The 15,062-nt window shown below is 54.4% G+C and carries 14 protein-coding genes; 5 read left to right on the top strand and 9 right to left on the bottom strand.

Annotated elements, in window-relative coordinates; translation table 11 throughout:
• Window positions 1-11: 11 nt before the first annotated feature.
• The 7 genes from hemB to LC073_RS19125 all read right to left on the bottom strand — a co-directional run bounded on the left by hemB (window position 12) and on the right by LC073_RS19125 (window position 7,648).
• Window positions 12-1,022, bottom strand: a complete 1,011-nt coding sequence (gene hemB, locus LC073_RS19155) for a porphobilinogen synthase (RefSeq protein ID WP_226648932.1) — start codon at window positions 1,020-1,022, stop codon at window positions 12-14.
• A 103-nt stretch (window positions 1,023-1,125) separates the two neighbouring features.
• A complete protein-coding gene (locus tag LC073_RS19150) occupies window positions 1,126-1,758 on the bottom strand; it encodes a GntR family transcriptional regulator (protein WP_226648931.1) in 633 nt (210 codons plus the stop codon).
• A 7-nt stretch (window positions 1,759-1,765) separates the two neighbouring features.
• Window positions 1,766-2,938, bottom strand: coding sequence for a benzoate/H(+) symporter BenE family transporter (locus LC073_RS19145; protein ID WP_226648930.1), 1,173 nt, complete (start codon window positions 2,936-2,938; stop codon window positions 1,766-1,768).
• A 157-nt stretch (window positions 2,939-3,095) separates the two neighbouring features.
• Entirely contained in the window at window positions 3,096-4,379 is a 1,284-nt protein-coding gene (hemL, locus tag LC073_RS19140; protein ID WP_226648929.1) for a glutamate-1-semialdehyde 2,1-aminomutase, read from the bottom strand.
• 171 nt (window positions 4,380-4,550) lie between these two features.
• Entirely contained in the window at window positions 4,551-5,336 is a 786-nt protein-coding gene (gene thiD / locus LC073_RS19135) for a bifunctional hydroxymethylpyrimidine kinase/phosphomethylpyrimidine kinase (RefSeq protein WP_226648928.1), read from the bottom strand.
• Between the two features lie 82 nt (window positions 5,337-5,418).
• A complete protein-coding gene (gene hemJ, locus LC073_RS19130; protein ID WP_226648927.1) occupies window positions 5,419-5,841 on the bottom strand; it encodes a protoporphyrinogen oxidase HemJ in 423 nt (140 codons plus the stop codon).
• 34 nt (window positions 5,842-5,875) lie between these two features.
• Window positions 5,876-7,648: a chloride channel protein gene (locus tag LC073_RS19125; protein ID WP_226648926.1), complete on the bottom strand. Its 1,773-nt coding sequence runs from the start codon at window positions 7,646-7,648 to the stop codon at window positions 5,876-5,878.
• Window positions 7,649-7,792: 144 nt separating this feature from the next.
• On the opposite strand from LC073_RS19125, the gene argC reads away from it, so the two are divergent.
• The 4 genes from argC to erpA all read left to right on the top strand — a co-directional run bounded on the left by argC (window position 7,793) and on the right by erpA (window position 10,632).
• Complete coding sequence (gene argC, locus LC073_RS19120; RefSeq protein ID WP_226648925.1) at window positions 7,793-8,845, top strand: N-acetyl-gamma-glutamyl-phosphate reductase; 1,053 nt, start codon at window positions 7,793-7,795, stop codon at window positions 8,843-8,845.
• Window positions 8,846-8,908: 63 nt separating this feature from the next.
• Entirely contained in the window at window positions 8,909-9,640 is a 732-nt protein-coding gene (locus tag LC073_RS19115) for a DUF6776 family protein (protein ID WP_226648924.1), read from the top strand.
• 33 nt (window positions 9,641-9,673) lie between these two features.
• Window positions 9,674-10,117: a bactofilin family protein gene (locus LC073_RS19110; protein ID WP_226648923.1), complete on the top strand. Its 444-nt coding sequence runs from the start codon at window positions 9,674-9,676 to the stop codon at window positions 10,115-10,117.
• Between the two features lie 161 nt (window positions 10,118-10,278).
• Complete coding sequence (gene erpA, locus LC073_RS19105; protein WP_152451090.1) at window positions 10,279-10,632, top strand: iron-sulfur cluster insertion protein ErpA; 354 nt, start codon at window positions 10,279-10,281, stop codon at window positions 10,630-10,632.
• A 20-nt stretch (window positions 10,633-10,652) separates the two neighbouring features.
• On the opposite strand, the gene LC073_RS19100 is transcribed toward erpA, so the two are convergent.
• Window positions 10,653-11,762, bottom strand: coding sequence for an anhydro-N-acetylmuramic acid kinase (locus LC073_RS19100; protein WP_226648922.1), 1,110 nt, complete (start codon window positions 11,760-11,762; stop codon window positions 10,653-10,655).
• A gap of 15 nt (window positions 11,763-11,777) precedes the next feature.
• The gene (locus LC073_RS19095) at window positions 11,778-13,163 is read right to left on the bottom strand and encodes a peptidoglycan DD-metalloendopeptidase family protein (protein ID WP_226648921.1); all 1,386 of its coding nucleotides are present in this window, start codon (window positions 13,161-13,163) and stop codon (window positions 11,778-11,780) included.
• Between the two features lie 275 nt (window positions 13,164-13,438).
• On the opposite strand from LC073_RS19095, the gene tyrS reads away from it, so the two are divergent.
• Window positions 13,439-14,737: a tyrosine--tRNA ligase gene (gene tyrS, locus LC073_RS19090; protein ID WP_226648920.1), complete on the top strand. Its 1,299-nt coding sequence runs from the start codon at window positions 13,439-13,441 to the stop codon at window positions 14,735-14,737.
• The last annotated feature ends 325 nt before the right edge of the window (window positions 14,738-15,062 follow it).

Raw genomic sequence — 15,062 nt, 5'->3', positions numbered from 1 at the left:
TTTAAAAAGACTCAGTCCTGCAGCAGCTGTGCAGCTTCCTCTGCAAAGTAGGTAAGAATTCCGTCGGCGCCGGCGCGCTTGAAGGCCAGTAGGGACTCCAGAATCACCGCTTCGCGCTGCAGCCAGCCATTTTCGAACGCGGCGCAGTGCATGGCGTACTCGCCGCTCACCTGGTAGGCAAAGGTGGGCACCCGCAATTCTTCTTTCACCCGGCGCACAATATCTAAGTAGGGCATCCCGGGCTTCACCATCACCATATCCGCCCCTTCTTGTAAGTCTAAGGCGCACTCATGTAGGGCTTCATCGGAATTGGCGGGGTCCATCTGGTAGCTGGCCTTACTGCCACCCTTGAGATTACCCGCGGAGCCCACGGCATCGCGGAAGGGGCCGTAGTAGGCGGAAGCATACTTGGCTGCATAGGACATGATCAGGGTATTGCTGTGCCCGGCTCCTTCAAGTGCTGCGCGAATAGCACCGATACGACCATCCATCATGTCGGAAGGCGCCACCATATCGGCGCCCGCTGCGGCGTGCGAAAGGGCCTGTTGTACCAACACCTCTACAGTCTCATCGTTGACGATATAACCGCTGTGGTCCATCAAACCGTCCTGGCCGTGGCTGGTGAAAGGGTCCAGGGCCACATCAGTGATAACCCCGAGCTCCGGTACTGCATCTTTCAGTTCCCGCACTGCTCGCTGGGCCAGGCCATTGGCATCGTGGGCGGCGCTGGCACAGTCGGATTTCACCGAAGGATCCACGACGGGGAACAGTGCAACCGCTGGGATACCCAGCTGTTGCAGGGACTTCGCTTTTTTGGCTAGCAGGTCCACGCTAAGGCGCTCAACACCAGGCATTGAGGCTATGCCCTGGGTTTCGTTGCGGCCCTCAATGACAAATAGGGGGAGGATCAGGTCGTCGCAGCTGAGCTGGTTTTCCCGAACAAGTCGTCGGGAAAAATCCTGCGCGCGCAGGCGGCGTAGGCGAGTGTTGGGATAGGCTCCGCGGCCGAATTTTTGACTCATAGGGAATTACTCCGGCTTTCGATAGGGCCGCAGCTGTCCCGCGACCGCAATTGGCGGTCATCATATCAAATTGCCGCTGCCGATGATTTCCCCTGGAGTTGGTTTAGTGTCCGCCTTGAGCGGTACGAAGAAAAGCCACTAGTTTCTTACCCGCGGTCTCAATGTGCCTGGCTAGTAAGGCCGCCGCTTCTTTTTCCCGTTTCTGTTGCAGGGCTTCAAGAATCCTATAGTGCTCTTTCTGGCTAGTGCTCTGGTAGTGCAGCCTGCGGGATTGGTAGCCGATATAGCGCTCACACTGCCTGTGCAGTTGCTCCACTGTGGCGAAGAGGGTGGGACGCTCTGCGGCGAGGTAGATACAGGCGTGAAACTGCCAGTTAAGACTGCCGATCTGCTCTGCTGAGAGGCTGGGGTTCCCTTCCATAGAATCGAGAATATCCCGTGCTCGGCCGATTGTTTCACTGGTGAGTTTTTTTTGCGCCAGGCTTTGTAACAGTGGCTCCAGGCGCATACGCATTAAGTAGAGGTCCTCCACCTCCAACGGATCGAACTGAGGCACGGCGACACCACGCTTGCCATGGGGCGCCAGCCATCCTTCATTTTTCAGGCGCTGTAAGGCATCCCTCACGGGGATACGGCTGACTTCATAGTGTTCGGCCACTTCCGCCTGCTTCAATGCTTGACCGGCGGGGAAACGCCCACGCTGCAAATCCGCTTTGATTTTTTCGTAAAGGTTCATTGGGCTTTTATTTATTATCCCGTTTGAAAAACCAATAACAGCTCAGTCCGCCGACCAGCCCCCAAAAAGCGGCACCTATCCCCAAAAAACTGATGCCTGAAGCGCTGATAAGGAAGGTGATTACCGCCGCCTCGCGGTTCTCTGTATCTGCGGTAGCACCCGCCAGGCAGTTGCCGAGAGTCCCAAGTAACGCCAGGCCGGCCAGTCCCGCGATCAATGCCTTGGGAAAGTTGCTGAATAATGCCACTACCGTGGCGCCAGACAAACCTACTAGTAGATAGAAAAATCCTGCGGCGATCCCGGCGGTATAGCGCTTGTCAGGGTTGGGGTGCGCTTCGGGCCCAGTACAAATAGCCCCGGTAATCGACGCCAAGGTCAGGGTAAAACCGCCAAAGGGGGTGATTAGGAGGTTGGTTAATCCGGTGCCGCTGATGAGTGGAGAAACTGGCACCCGCTGATAGCCGCTGGCGGCGAGGGTTGCTGCTCCTGGAAGGTACTGAGAGGTCATTGTGACGATAAATAACGGGATGCCGACACTGATCAGGGTTGAGAGTCTGAATTCCGGTGTAACCCAAATGGGTTTTGGTGCCTGCCAGTGAATCTGATCAGGTGCGAAAAGCTGTAGCTTCCAGCAAACCGCCAGTCCGCTGATGAGTACCAGGATAATGGCGTAGCGGGGTATCCAGCGCCGCCCGATAAGATAGGCCAATAACATAGTGCCCACCAAAACGGGCTGGGATTGCAGCGAGGTGAAAGTGCCGAGACCAAACTGTAGCAGTATGCCTGCCAGCATGGCGCCGGCAATTGGGCCAGGTACCAGCCGGGCTACCCGTTCGAAGGCTCCGGAAAGCCCCACCACAAGGGTCAGCATGGCGCTGAAAAAAAATGCGCCGATGGCCTCGGCAATCGGAATGCCGCTGAGACTGGTTGCCAGTAATGCGGCGCCGGGGGTCGACCAGGCGGTAATAATCGGTGCTCGGTAATACCAGGAGAAAACGATACCGGAGAGCCCCATCCCCAGCCCCAAAGCTCCGATCCAGGAGGCAATCATGGCCTCGTCGGCGCCGGCTGCACGGGCTGCCTCAAACACAATCGCTGCCGAGCTGGCCACGGCGACCAGCACGGCGATAAAGCCGGCGCTGATCGTAGACAGGCTGGTATCAGATAATAAGCTTCTCAAAAATGTATACCTTTACAATTTTGTATACATTTTTACTTTACAATAGGAAAAGAACAACGCTTCTGCGACAAAGCGTTCACTAAAGTAGTGTGTGACGGCTGTGATGCTGGGGAGAAGAGCAGGTACCCACCTTGTAGTGGGTACCTGGAAGAGGGAATCAGTCGAGATGAGCGAAGACGCGCTCCGCGGCAGCGATAGTCTTTTCGATATCCTCGTCGCTATGGGCGGCGGACATAAACCCGGCTTCATAAGAAGCAGGTGCCAGGTAGATACCCTCTTCGAGCATACCGTGGAAAAAGCGGTTGAAGCGCTCGTTATTACAAGCCATTACCTGCTGGTAATTGGTGACTTGAGCTTCCTCGGTAAAGAAGAAACCAAACATGGTGCCAGCTTTGTTGGCGGTAATGGGGATTCCCGCTTTTTTGCCGGCAGCGAGGATACCCTCCACCAGGCGATCTGTCCTGGCCACTAGGGGCTCATAGAAACCGGGTTCTTCCACCAAACGCAGGGTTTCCAGGCCCGCAACCATGGCCACCGGGTTGCCGGACAAAGTGCCGGCCTGATAAACCGGTCCCAGGGGAGCGATCTGCTCCATGATTTCGCGCTTGCCACCGAAGGCACCCACCGGCATACCGCCGCCAATAACTTTACCGAGAGTGGTCAGGTCCGCCTCGATGCCATAGTGTCCCTGAGCGCCAGTGAGACTGACGCGAAAGCCCGTCATGACTTCGTCGAGAATCAATAGGGCGTCGTGCTGGTCGCAGACTTCGCGCAGCGTTTCAAGGAAGCCGGGTACTGGCGGGATACAGTTCATATTGCCGGCGACGGGCTCTACGATGATACAGGCGATCTGGTCGCCAATTTCGTCGAAGCAAGCACGTACGCCTTCAGCATCGTTGTAGCTCAGGGTGATGGTGTGGTCCGCCAGGGCGGCGGGAACGCCGGGGGAGGAGGGTACCCCCATGGTTAAGGCACCGGAGCCGGCTTTGACTAGCAAAGAGTCCGAATGGCCGTGGTAGCAGCCTTCAAATTTCACAATCTTATCGCGTCCAGTAAAGCCGCGAGCTAGGCGAATGGCGCTCATAGTGGCTTCAGTGCCGGAGTTGACGAAGCGCACCAAGTCCATGTTGGGCCACAGGCGGCAGAGTTCCTCAGCCAGTTCGGTTTCCAATTCCGTGGGGGCGCCGAAGCTGAGGCCGGACTGAGCCTGCTCCACGACCGCTTCGATCACTTCCGGGTGTGCGTGACCGAGTACCATCGGGCCCCAGGATTGCACATAGTCGATATAACGTTTTTCGTCCGCATCGAAGAGATAGGCGCCCTCGGCGCGGCGGATAAACAGGGGCGTACCGCCCACGGCACGGAAAGCGCGCACCGGTGAGTTAACGCCGCCGGGGATAAATTGCTGGGCTTCGGCAAAGAGCTGCTCGGATTTACTCATAGAATTCATTCAGAAATTGCGAAAAAGGCTAAAAGTCAGCGGCCATTATCACGGTGTGGGGCCAGGAGAACAATGCGGGGAAGTCAGAGCGCAGTAAGGGAAGTTGGCTAATAAGTCGCACCGACTTTACTGTCGGTGCGACTCGCGAATTGCTGAGAGACAGGAGTTGCCCTAGCGCTCACACCAGAACAGGCGGTTGGGGATTGGCCGTCCCATCCCCAAACGGCGGCTGTCGCGGATGGCGCTCCAGGCATACTGCTGGCTGCGACTTACCGCCTCGGAGATGGTCAGACCGTGGGCGATATGACAAGCGATAGCGGTGGCGAGGGTTCCGCAGACCCCATAGGCCGCGGGTGGCAACCGTTCCCAATGGAATTCACGGATCAGGCCGCGCTCATCGTAGAGACGATTCTGCAGCTGTTGATCATGGGGCACGCCAGTAAGTAGCAGGTAGCGGCAACCGCTTTCCAGCAGCTCCTGGGCCATGGCGTCATGGGTATCGGCCTCTACCGCCATCGCCCGAGCTTCACGTCGGTTGGGGCAGACCATGGTAGCGTAGGGCAGCAACAGGGAGGTCATCGCTTCCCAGAGAGGTGGAGCTAGAACACTCTCTTTATCGGCCAGGGTAGCGTCCGGGTCGATAATTACTGGAACGTCAGGGTAGTCGCGCAGCACACTGTGCAGGGCTCGTACATTTTCCACCGAGCCGAGATAGCCAACCTTGATGGCCGCTATGGGCATGTCCTCCAAAACCGTTCGAGCCTGCTCAATCAAAAGGCTGTCATCCACTGGCGCCACCCCGAGCAGTTCCCCGGTATTACAGACGCTGATGGCGGAGACGACGGAGGCTGCGTGGCAGCCCAAGCTGACGGCCGTTTCCGTATCTGCGCCGATGCCGGCGCTGCCACTGGGATCGTGGTGGGTGACGGTCAAAATAATGGGCTGCGGTGTATCCATAGAAGATCTACATGACTGCCAATTGTTGTGCGCCTAATTTTAGTTCCTGTGCGCCCTATACAAAGAATGATTTCGCGCCAAATTAAAAAGGCTTCACCACTACCAGAATAACAATGGCGAACAGGGCTACTGTCGGAGCCTCATTAAAAATACGGAAATAACGTCCGCTGCGGGTATTGATGCCCTGGGCAAACTTACGAACGTAGGCGCCACACATATGATGATAGGCCAGCAGGAGCACAACGAAGGTGAGTTTCGCATGCATCCAGCCGGCCGAGTTGTAATAGCTGGGGTTCAAGCTGTACAGCCATATACCCAGGCCGACAGTGGCGAGCATGGCCGGAATAGCGATCCCCCTATATAGACGTCGTTCCATAATGCAGAAGCGGTCGCGGCTGAGGGCATCGGTGGCATCCACGTGGTAGACGAAAAGGCGTGGTAAATAAAAGAGCGCGGCAAACCAACACACCATGGCAATAATGTGAAAAGCCTTGATCCACAACATGGAAAATCCCCTCAAAAAATAAAACGAAAATTGATTATTTCCGGTAAAAATTATCGATCTGTAACGGCAGAATAATGCCCGCAATGCGATTGTCCAGGGAGCCACTCTGATGGCGACTGATATACAAGGCATCGGCCCCGGTATTTTTAAGTTCCTGCTGAGCTTCCAACATGGTTGCACGCCAATTTATTTCCGCCATCTGTTTACGCTCACCGGGAATTTTTAGCAAATTGATCTTCGCTGTTGTTCCCTCGTCTTTTTGTTCCTGCTCAATAAGGGGTTCTTCACTCTCTCCTTCTTTGCTGCCCTGTAGAAATGTGGCCAGGTCGGCGGCGCGCAGGAGTTCGGGCGGCTTTTCATTGGGCAGGTCGATCAGTATCCACTGGGGGTGTTGTGAGATATAACCCTGTGCCTGTTCCAGGGTGATTTCCTGCTGAGCGACAATAAAACTTCGATCCATTTGGCTGGCCACACCCACACCACTGAGCATTTGTTGGCGCCAGGTAGGCGTACCAGCTTTATTCAGTGCACGCAGTGTCTCAAGGTAAATTCCCTGGGTGGCAAAAAGTTGTCGACTGATCAATGTGGCCACCACAATCATCATCATGCCGGGAAACAGCACATTGGGGTTGTAGGTCAATTCGAGAATAGCGAGCAGGGCGGCAAGAGGAGCATTGAGCATGGCAGCCATCATTGCGGCCATGCCCACCATGGCGTAAAAGCCCGGGCTTGCCGTATGTTCTCCCAACCACATATTGGCGAGGCCACCGGCAATACCGCCGAGGCAAGCGCCTAGGATAAGGCTGGGTCCAATAACCCCTCCGGGAATGCCCAACCCGGAGCCCAATGCTGTAGCAACCAACTTGGCCGCAACAATAACCACTAGAGTGTTTACGCCCAGTTCCCCGAGCATAGCCATTTGCAGTGTGTCGTAGCCCCCACCGAGAATTTCCGGTACCCAGATACCGATAGTGCCGGTTACCAGTCCCACTATCAGAAAACGCAACAGCGGGGAGCGATGGGTTTGCTTGGTGAGTTTGCGGTGGGCCAGTATGAAAAGCGCTGCCAGGACGCCGATAGCCAGCGCACATAAAAATAAAATAGGCAGTTCTGCCAGGGAGTTGAGGTGGATTGCCGGTACATTAAAGTCCGGTTCGCGGCCAAAAGTCAGCTGGGTAATCGCACTACCGGTTACCGCCGCCAGCATAACGGGTAAAAAGCCGGCCACGGAATACTCCAGCATCACCACCTCCATGGCGAATACCACCCCGGCCAACGGAGTGTTGAATGAGGCAGCGATAGCAGCCGCCACGCCACAACCGAGCAGGCTGCGCGCCGAGTTATTGGGCAGGCGCAATGCGCGTGCCAGCCAGCTGCCGCTGGCCGCGCCAAGATGTACGGCCGGGCCTTCACGACCCACTGAGTGCCCACTAATCAGGGCGATGGCACCGGCGAAAAATTGTAGTAGCGCATTTTGTACCGGCATATAGCCCTGGTGGTTAAAGAGACGGTCGAGTACGTGAACCACACCAACGTCGTAGCGTTTGGGACTGAGTACCAGGTAGATAATGCCTATTAATAGAGAGCCGATTACCGGTAGGGCAAATCGCCAGAGAGGGGGTAAAGACTCATAATTTTGGGGTATGGATAGAAAAAAGGTGGTCGGCCATTCCATGGTAAAACGGAACAGCACAGTGACACCGCCGGCGAGTACCCCGGTAATTAAGGCCATGCCAACCAGCGGCGCCAGGGCCTCCCGGGCCGAGAGTTGCAGACGGATTTGCTCCAGAGCGTTCGTCTTGGGCAAGTAACGGCTCAGTGTGCTTTTAAGTGAAATCCTGGGGCGCTGTGACACCGCACATCCTTCAAGGTCTGGGGCTTGTGTTAGAGTGCTTGGCTGGTTTTATGATTATCGTCTCAGTTGGCGGATTTATCGGGAGAGTCTAGCAAGGTGATTAAGGTAGCAATTGTCGGAGCCACCGGCTACACGGGAGTGGAACTGCTGCGGATTTTGGCGACACATCCAAAGGTAAAAGTGGTCGCAATCACCTCGCGTTCCCTAAAGGGCACACCTGTAGCGGAGTTATTTCCCAGTCTCCGTGGGCATTACGACCTGGCTTTTTGTGAACCGGAAATCGAGCAGTTAGCCAGCTGTGACCTGGTCTTTTTTGCCACACCACACGGAGTCGCACAGGCCCAAGTGCCGGCACTTATTGAGCGCGGTGTGCGGGTGGTCGATCTTTCTGCTGATTTTCGTCTCAAGGATATCCCCACTTGGGAGACTTGGTACGGCCAGGAACATGCAGCTCCTGCACTAGCGCAAAAAGCAGTTTACGGTTTGCCCGAAGTCAATCGCGCCGATATTGCGGGTGCGCAGCTGGTGGCCTGTCCCGGTTGTTACCCCACTGCTATCCAATTGGGCTGGATTCCTCTGTTGGAGGCGGGTGTGGTAGAACCGTCGGAACTGATTGCCAGTGCGGCCAGCGGCGCCAGTGGTGCCGGACGCCAGGCCAAGACCGACCTGATTCTGGCGGAAAACAGTGATAACTTCCGTGCCTATTCTGCTGCAGGTCACCGCCATTTACCGGAGATTGAGCAGGGCTTGCGCAAGGTTCAGCCACTCGATGCCAGCCCGGCGCAGGTAACATTTGTGCCGCACCTGCTGCCAATGATCAGGGGCATCCATGCCACTCTGTTTGCCAAAACCCACTCCAAAGTGGGCCTTTCAGCCATTGAATTACAGAGGTTGTTTGAGCAGCGCTACAAAGATGAACCCTTTGTAGATGTACTTCCGCCGGGAAGCCACCCGCAAACCCGCAGCGTGCGTGGCACAAATATGTGCAGGGTTTCCGTGATGCAGCCCCAGGATCGAGATACCCTGGTAGTCATGTCGGTGATCGACAACCTGGCTAAGGGGGCTTCGGCCCAGGCGGTCCAGAATATGAACATTATGTTTGGCCTAACTGAGACGTTGGGCTTGGAGAGCCCCGCGCTGCTGCCTTAAAATCAAATAATTACGATAACCGGTAACTTCGGTTCAGCCCCAGCGAATTATATGGAGCTCAAAGTGAAAGGCAGTAAGCAATACCGTATGAAAGTGGTGCCCCACCGCCCCTTCTCCGGCGTGATTGCCGCGGGTGGCGTCGCCCTGTTGGTATTGGTCACCTCTGCCGGTTCCTATTTCGCCGGCCAATATCATTTGCGTAAAAACCTCGATGAGAAGACCCTGGAATATACCCAGGTGCTGGAGCGACTCGAGAGCCTCAATAGTGAAAATGAAGCCCTGCGCATGCGCGCCGCTACCGCCGAGCAATCTCTGCTCATCGGTGAGCAGGCCAGCGAAGCCGTGCGTAGTGAGCTGGTACAAAAAGAAAGCCAGATTGCCGAGTTGAAACAGGAAATCTCTTTTTATCGAGGGGTTATGGCGCCGGCAGAAGAGGGGGAAGGGGTTTCAATCGGTCGCTTTATACTCTCCCAGACAGCTGATGCGCGTAGCTACCAGTACAAGCTGCAAGTGCAACAGTCAGCGGTGCGCCGCAATGTCATCAAGGGTGCGGCCACTTTTACAGTCGTGGGTAGGCAGGACGGCGAGCCAAAGCGCTACGCCTTAATGGATTTATCAGAGCAAGTGGATACAGAGTCTATTCCGCTGCGTTTTAAATATTTTCAAAACATAGAGGGGGAGCTGCGCCTGCCGGAGGGGTTTATTCCAGAAGGCGTAGAACTCTCGCTCAAATCCAGTGGGCGCAGTGGGTTCAATATTGAACAGCGCTACGGCTGGTTGGTACAGAAAAGCTAGCATTGATGCCAAAGGCATGAGGTTTTAGGGATTATGTTAAGAAAAAAAGAGAAACACGTAACTATGGCCAGTACCAGTAGTAACCATACGACTCTGATCGCGCGCCAGACGGAAGTCACAGGCGATATACACTTTCGTGGAAACTTGGTCATTGAGGGCAAGGTAAAGGGTAATGTTTCGGCTCACAGTGACAGCGATGCGCGGTTGCAGATTGTTGACGGTGGCGTGATCGAAGGTGAAATCCGTGTGCCTCAGGTGGTCATTAACGGTAATGTAAGCGGGGATGTATTCGCGGCCCGCCACCTGGAACTGGCTTCCAAGGCTATGGTAGAGGGTAATGTGCACTACAAGCTGATTGAAATGATGAAAGGTGCCCAGGTTAATGGCTCACTGGTATCCAATGCGGACCTCAGTTCCGCCGGTGAGACCCCGATGATTGGCTATTCCGAAGACGAAACAGTGATTGAAGCCACTTAAGCTAGTCTCTCATAACAGTCCCCGGCTTCCTTCAATAGCGGGGTCTGTTGCGCCAAATACTTGACTGATTTGCTGGGTTTAAGCAAGATGACGCCCCCGAGGCTGCGCTCTGTATAGCATTTATACGAGTTGCGAACGTCCCGATGAGTTGAGAGAGACTTATGTCAGAAGCTGTATCCTTTTCTCCTGCACCACTGGTGGTTACCGATAAAGCGGTAGCTAAGGTCAAGAGCCTGTTGGAAGAGGAGGGCAACCCGGATTTAAAGCTTAGGGTCTTTGTCACCGGTGGCGGCTGCTCTGGATTCCAGTATGGGTTTACCTTCGATGAGCTGGTTGCCGAGGACGATGCCATTATCGAGAAGGATGGCATTCAGGTACTGGTTGATGCCATGAGCTATCCCTATTTGGTGGGTGCCAATGTGGACTATGAGGAGGGACTTGCCGGTTCTCGCTTCGTGGTGCAAAACCCCAACGCTTCTTCTACCTGTGGCTGCGGCTCTTCCTTCTCTATTTGAGTCGCCCACCAGCTAGCCGCTTAAGGGGGGTAGATAGCCCCGAGAACGGCTTCTTTTTTTGCCCCGGTTACACCGGGGCAATTTCCGGGCAGACCGAGCAGTGTTTGCCGAGCCAGCCAGGCAAACCCCACTGCTTCAAGCCAGTCGGGATCAATGCCATAAGTTCCCGTATCGGCAATAGACCAGGTGGGTAATCGCCTCTGTAGTCTGGATAGTAAATCCTTATTCCTAGCGCCACCACCGCATACCAGTAATTCCCCACCATCTGCGAATGAATGCACGGCTTCGGCAACACTCGCCGCAGTGACCTCCGATAGGGTTGCCTGTACATCTGCTGGGGCTAGTTCTAGCCCAGCCAGGGCTTGTTCAAGCCAGTTGGCATTAAAGGTCTCACGGCCAGTGCTCTTCGGTGGCTCGGCGGTAAAGTAGGGATCTGACATCAAGCGATTCAGCAGCTCAGGGTTAGCCCGGCCACTGGCTGCCCAGCTACCTTCTCGGTCGAAAGGTTGCTTTTTATGAAGGCTTACCCAGTAATCCAGCAGGGCATTGCCGGGGCCAGTGTCGTAGCCACAAATGCTGCCATCGGCTTTCAGCTCGGTAATATTGGCCATGCCACCAATATTAACAACGGCACGATTGCCCTCGGTTTTGAAGGCGGCGCGGTGGAAGGCGGGCATTAGCGGCGCCCCTTGCCCGCCCAATGCCATATCGCGGCGACGAAAATCGGCAACGGTACTAATGCCGGTCAGTGCGGCAATCGTATTAGGGTCACCCAGCTGTAGGGTGAAAGGGGAGCTTACGGTGCCCGGTGGTCGGTGCCTGACAGTTTGTCCGTGGCTGCCAACTGCGGTGACCTCATCCGGCTCTACACCCGCACGTGCCAGCAAGGTATTTGTTGCCTCGGCAAATACTTGGCCGAGTTGTCGGTCCAGTTGCCCGGCGCGATCCAGTTCCGATGGGCCGGGAGAGCATAGGGCGAGGATCGCGCTGCGCAGTGATGGGTGGATGGGGTGGCTGAGAGCTGCCAGGATACGCGGCTTGATTTTATCTTCGCCGCCAAAGTCGACCAGTACCGCGTCGATGGCATCGACGCTGGTACCGGACATCAGGCCGATAAAAAGATCGGGCATAAAATAAAGTGCTTATTAATTGTCGTCGTCGAGTTTTGCCAGAGCTGGGCCCTGGTAATTTTCCAGCTTAGCCAACAGAGGCTGTGTTTGATTCTTAAAGCGCGTCATCTCGGCTGAGGGCACAGACTTGGCTTTGGGCAGTTTGCGCACAATTGTGGCCGGATTACGATGCCTACCATCCACCAGGAATTCATAGTGCAAGTGAGGGCCAGTGGCATAGCCAGTGGAGCCGACAGTGCCGATAACTTGGCGCTGCTTCACTCGCTGGCCTTTCTTTACATTGCGCTTGGTTAAATGTAGGTAGCGGGTAACGTAACGCTCCCCATGCTGAACAAACACATAGTTGCCGTTGGGTTTGCTGTAACCTGAGGCAATCACCCGACCGTCGCCGGTTGAGTAAACCGGGGTACCACGGGGGGCCGCATAATCGGTGCCATTGTGGGGGCGGCGTGATTTGAAAACCGGGTGTAAACGGCGTGGATTAAAGTGGGAGCTGATACGCACTATATCTAGAGGCGTACGAATAAACGCCTTGCGCATGCTCTTACCTTCAGGCGTGAAGTAATTGGCATCGCCGCTGCTGTCAACGTAGCGAACAGCACTGTAAGTGTGGCCTTGGTTAGTAAAACTGACTGCGAGAATGGGACCGTTACCTATTTTTTCTCCGTCGAGGAATTTTTCCTCGAACATCACGCTGAAGCTATCGCCCTTGCGAATATCCAGGGCAAAGTCGATATCGGAGCTGAAGACATCAGCCATTTCCATAATTAGGCTATCGCTCAGTCCGGCATCGCTGCCGGCAACAAAAAGGGAGCTATCGATTTGTCCCTGACGATAAGCGGGATGGCTGTCGGGTTCTCGCTGAACAAGATCGTGCTGAAACTTACTCTCAGTATCACGAGTAAATCTGACTTGGCTGAGTCTGTCCTTTTGCAGCGCTAAACTCTGCAGCTTGCCATCGGTAGTGACCGTAAAAGTTAGCTCTTCACCGGGATTAAGTCTCGCCAGTTTTTTTGCTTCTTTGCCACTGCCAAGCAGCTGGTACATTTCACCGGCACTGACCTTGGCCCGCTTAAACAGGTCGGACAGGGTGTCGCCATTGCGTACGGTCAGGTTAAGTGACTTAAATGCCTCTGTTGCTGCTGAAGCTAATGCAATACCTTGGTTGGGAGAGATCTCCTCGGCCTGAACTTGTTCAACACCAGTCTCAGTCTCCTCTGTAGTTGGAGACAGGTTGACCGGAAGAGGCATGCGCTTGGCTTCGACTTCTGGCGTTGGAATAAAAATTGCCAAAACCAATACACAGGCAGCGGCGCTGGCCGTTAGGGCGTGCACGCGGGGAAAATGTTTGGGCAAAGCGCCTATACGGACACGGGATGTCGGTTTGCGATGATTCTGCATGGTATTAACGGGCGGCGCCGGCTGTCGTTGTAATCTGCGCTTGAAATAAAGAGTGTTTAAAAAACAGGCATTGAAGTGACTTTATAGCAAAAAAGCCGCCTGGGTTCACTGGGTAATTGACCCCTTTCTCCATGAGTAAGTTCCTCAGTATCTAATTCACCATTTTATAGGCGCAGTAAGGCCCGCTTGTATTTGCTGCAAAGTTCGGTAATGTTGCAGCGCATTTTGCCGCCGTCCGGTGGCGCTATTTTCAAGCCTACATATGAGGGGAAAGCATGGCTGGGGTCGACATGACACTGCTTGAAGACTTGGACCGTCGCGGATTAATTAATCAGGCGACTGGTGACGGCGAACTGACGCAGCATTTGTCTGAGAGTCGAACCCTTTATTGCGGTTTTGATCCCACTGCAGACTCCCTTCATATAGGCAGTCTAGTACCGTTGCTGACCTTGAAGAGGTTTCAGGCGGCAGGTCACCAGCCGATAGCGCTGGTCGGCGGTGCTACCGGCTTGATTGGGGACCCATCTTTTAAAGCTCAAGAGCGCAGCCTCAATACTCCAGATGTCGTTGCCGGTTGGGTTGAGAAACTGAAAAGCCAAGTCTCTCAGTTTATCGATTTCGATTGCGGCGAAAATAGTGCCTTAGTTGCCAATAATCTGGACTGGACTCGCGAGCTGAATGTGCTCGATTTTCTGCGTGATGTGGGAAAGCATTTCTCTGTCAACAATATGGTGAATAAAGAATCCGTTAAGCAGCGTATCCAGAGGGAAGGAGAGGGTATCTCCTTTACCGAGTTCTCTTATATGTTGTTGCAATCCATGGATTTTTCCGAGCTGTACAAGCGCAATAATTGCACCTTGCAGATCGGTGGCTCTGACCAGTGGGGTAATATTACCGGCGGTGTCGACCTGACTCGGCGCCAGCACCGGGGCAAAGTTTTTGGTTTGACTCTACCACTGGTGACCAAAGCCGATGGCACCAAATTTGGTAAAACAGAAAGTGGCACTATTTGGCTAGACCCGAAGCGGACCAGCCCTTACGCCTTTTACCAGTTCTGGCTGAATACTGCTGACGCGGATGTCTACAAATTCCTGCGTTACTTCACCTTCTTAAGCGTCGATGAAATTGATGCAATTGAACAGGGTGATCGCGAGCGCGCAGGAAAACCTGAAGCACAGGGTATTCTGGCTCGTGAAGTTACCCGCCTGGTTCATGGTGAGGAAGGATTGGCTGCCGCGGAGCGTATTTCTGCCGCGCTCTTTTCGGGGGATATTGCGAATTTGTCTGCCGGGGATCTCGAGCAGTTGCGTCTCGATGGTTTACCCTCCTCTGATCTACCTAAAGATTTTGGCGAACAAAGCCTGATTAACTTGTTGGTTGATGCAGGAATGTCCCCTTCCGGGAAGCCGGTAAAAGATGCTTTGGGTCGCAATGCTGTCCTGGTGAATGGTGAGGCCGTCGGTATGGAGGCTAACGCAGATCCAGCCTCTGTCTTCAGCGCTGATAAAGCATTGAGCGACAGTTACTTCATCGTGCGTCTTGGCAAGAAAAAATACCATTTGTTTAGTTTTTGAGCAGGTCGTTTTTTCAGCACTTTTGCTTAAAGAAACTTTTTTACAGTTCTGTCACAAAAGTGCTTGCCGAGCCCCCCCTGAAGTCCGTATAGTTCACCTCCTCGCTGCTCAGGCAGCAGCGGGAAAGCGGCTCTAACTCATTGATTTTATTAAGAAAATTGATTTGAAAAAGAGCTTGCCAAGCACGGAGGGGTCGCTATAATGCACGCCACTTCAAGCAGGGGCGGAAACGCACTTGCCGGGATTCGAAAAAGGCTTTGAGCCACTCGGATCACCGAAAAAAGCTGCAAAAAATCACTTGATTCAGCAGCCTGGATGTGTAGAA

It is taken from the genome of Microbulbifer variabilis (assembly GCF_020524905.1).
Classification (GTDB): domain Bacteria; phylum Pseudomonadota; class Gammaproteobacteria; order Pseudomonadales; family Cellvibrionaceae; genus Microbulbifer; species Microbulbifer variabilis_A.
Note: the sequence above shows the minus strand (reverse complement) of the source record. Positions and strands in the feature narration are given on the sequence as shown.

What these genes read in the sequence shown, in the direction of transcription:
- hemB (WP_226648932.1), bottom strand. Translation starts at nt 1,022, where the DNA reads ATGAGTCAAAAATTCGGCCGCGGAGCCTATCCCAACACTCGCCTACGC.
- LC073_RS19150 (WP_226648931.1), bottom strand. Translation starts at nt 1,758, where the DNA reads ATGAACCTTTACGAAAAAATCAAAGCGGATTTGCAGCGTGGGCGTTTC.
- hemL (WP_226648929.1), bottom strand. Translation starts at nt 4,379, where the DNA reads ATGAGTAAATCCGAGCAGCTCTTTGCCGAAGCCCAGCAATTTATCCCC.
- thiD (WP_226648928.1), bottom strand. Translation starts at nt 5,336, where the DNA reads ATGGATACACCGCAGCCCATTATTTTGACCGTCACCCACCACGATCCC.
- hemJ (WP_226648927.1), bottom strand. Translation starts at nt 5,841, where the DNA reads ATGTTGTGGATCAAGGCTTTTCACATTATTGCCATGGTGTGTTGGTTT.
- LC073_RS19110 (WP_226648923.1), top strand. Translation starts at nt 9,674, where the DNA reads ATGTTAAGAAAAAAAGAGAAACACGTAACTATGGCCAGTACCAGTAGT.
- erpA (WP_152451090.1), top strand. Translation starts at nt 10,279, where the DNA reads ATGTCAGAAGCTGTATCCTTTTCTCCTGCACCACTGGTGGTTACCGAT.
- LC073_RS19100 (WP_226648922.1), bottom strand. Translation starts at nt 11,762, where the DNA reads ATGCCCGATCTTTTTATCGGCCTGATGTCCGGTACCAGCGTCGATGCC.
- LC073_RS19095 (WP_226648921.1), bottom strand. Translation starts at nt 13,163, where the DNA reads ATGCAGAATCATCGCAAACCGACATCCCGTGTCCGTATAGGCGCTTTG.
- tyrS (WP_226648920.1), top strand. Translation starts at nt 13,439, where the DNA reads ATGGCTGGGGTCGACATGACACTGCTTGAAGACTTGGACCGTCGCGGA.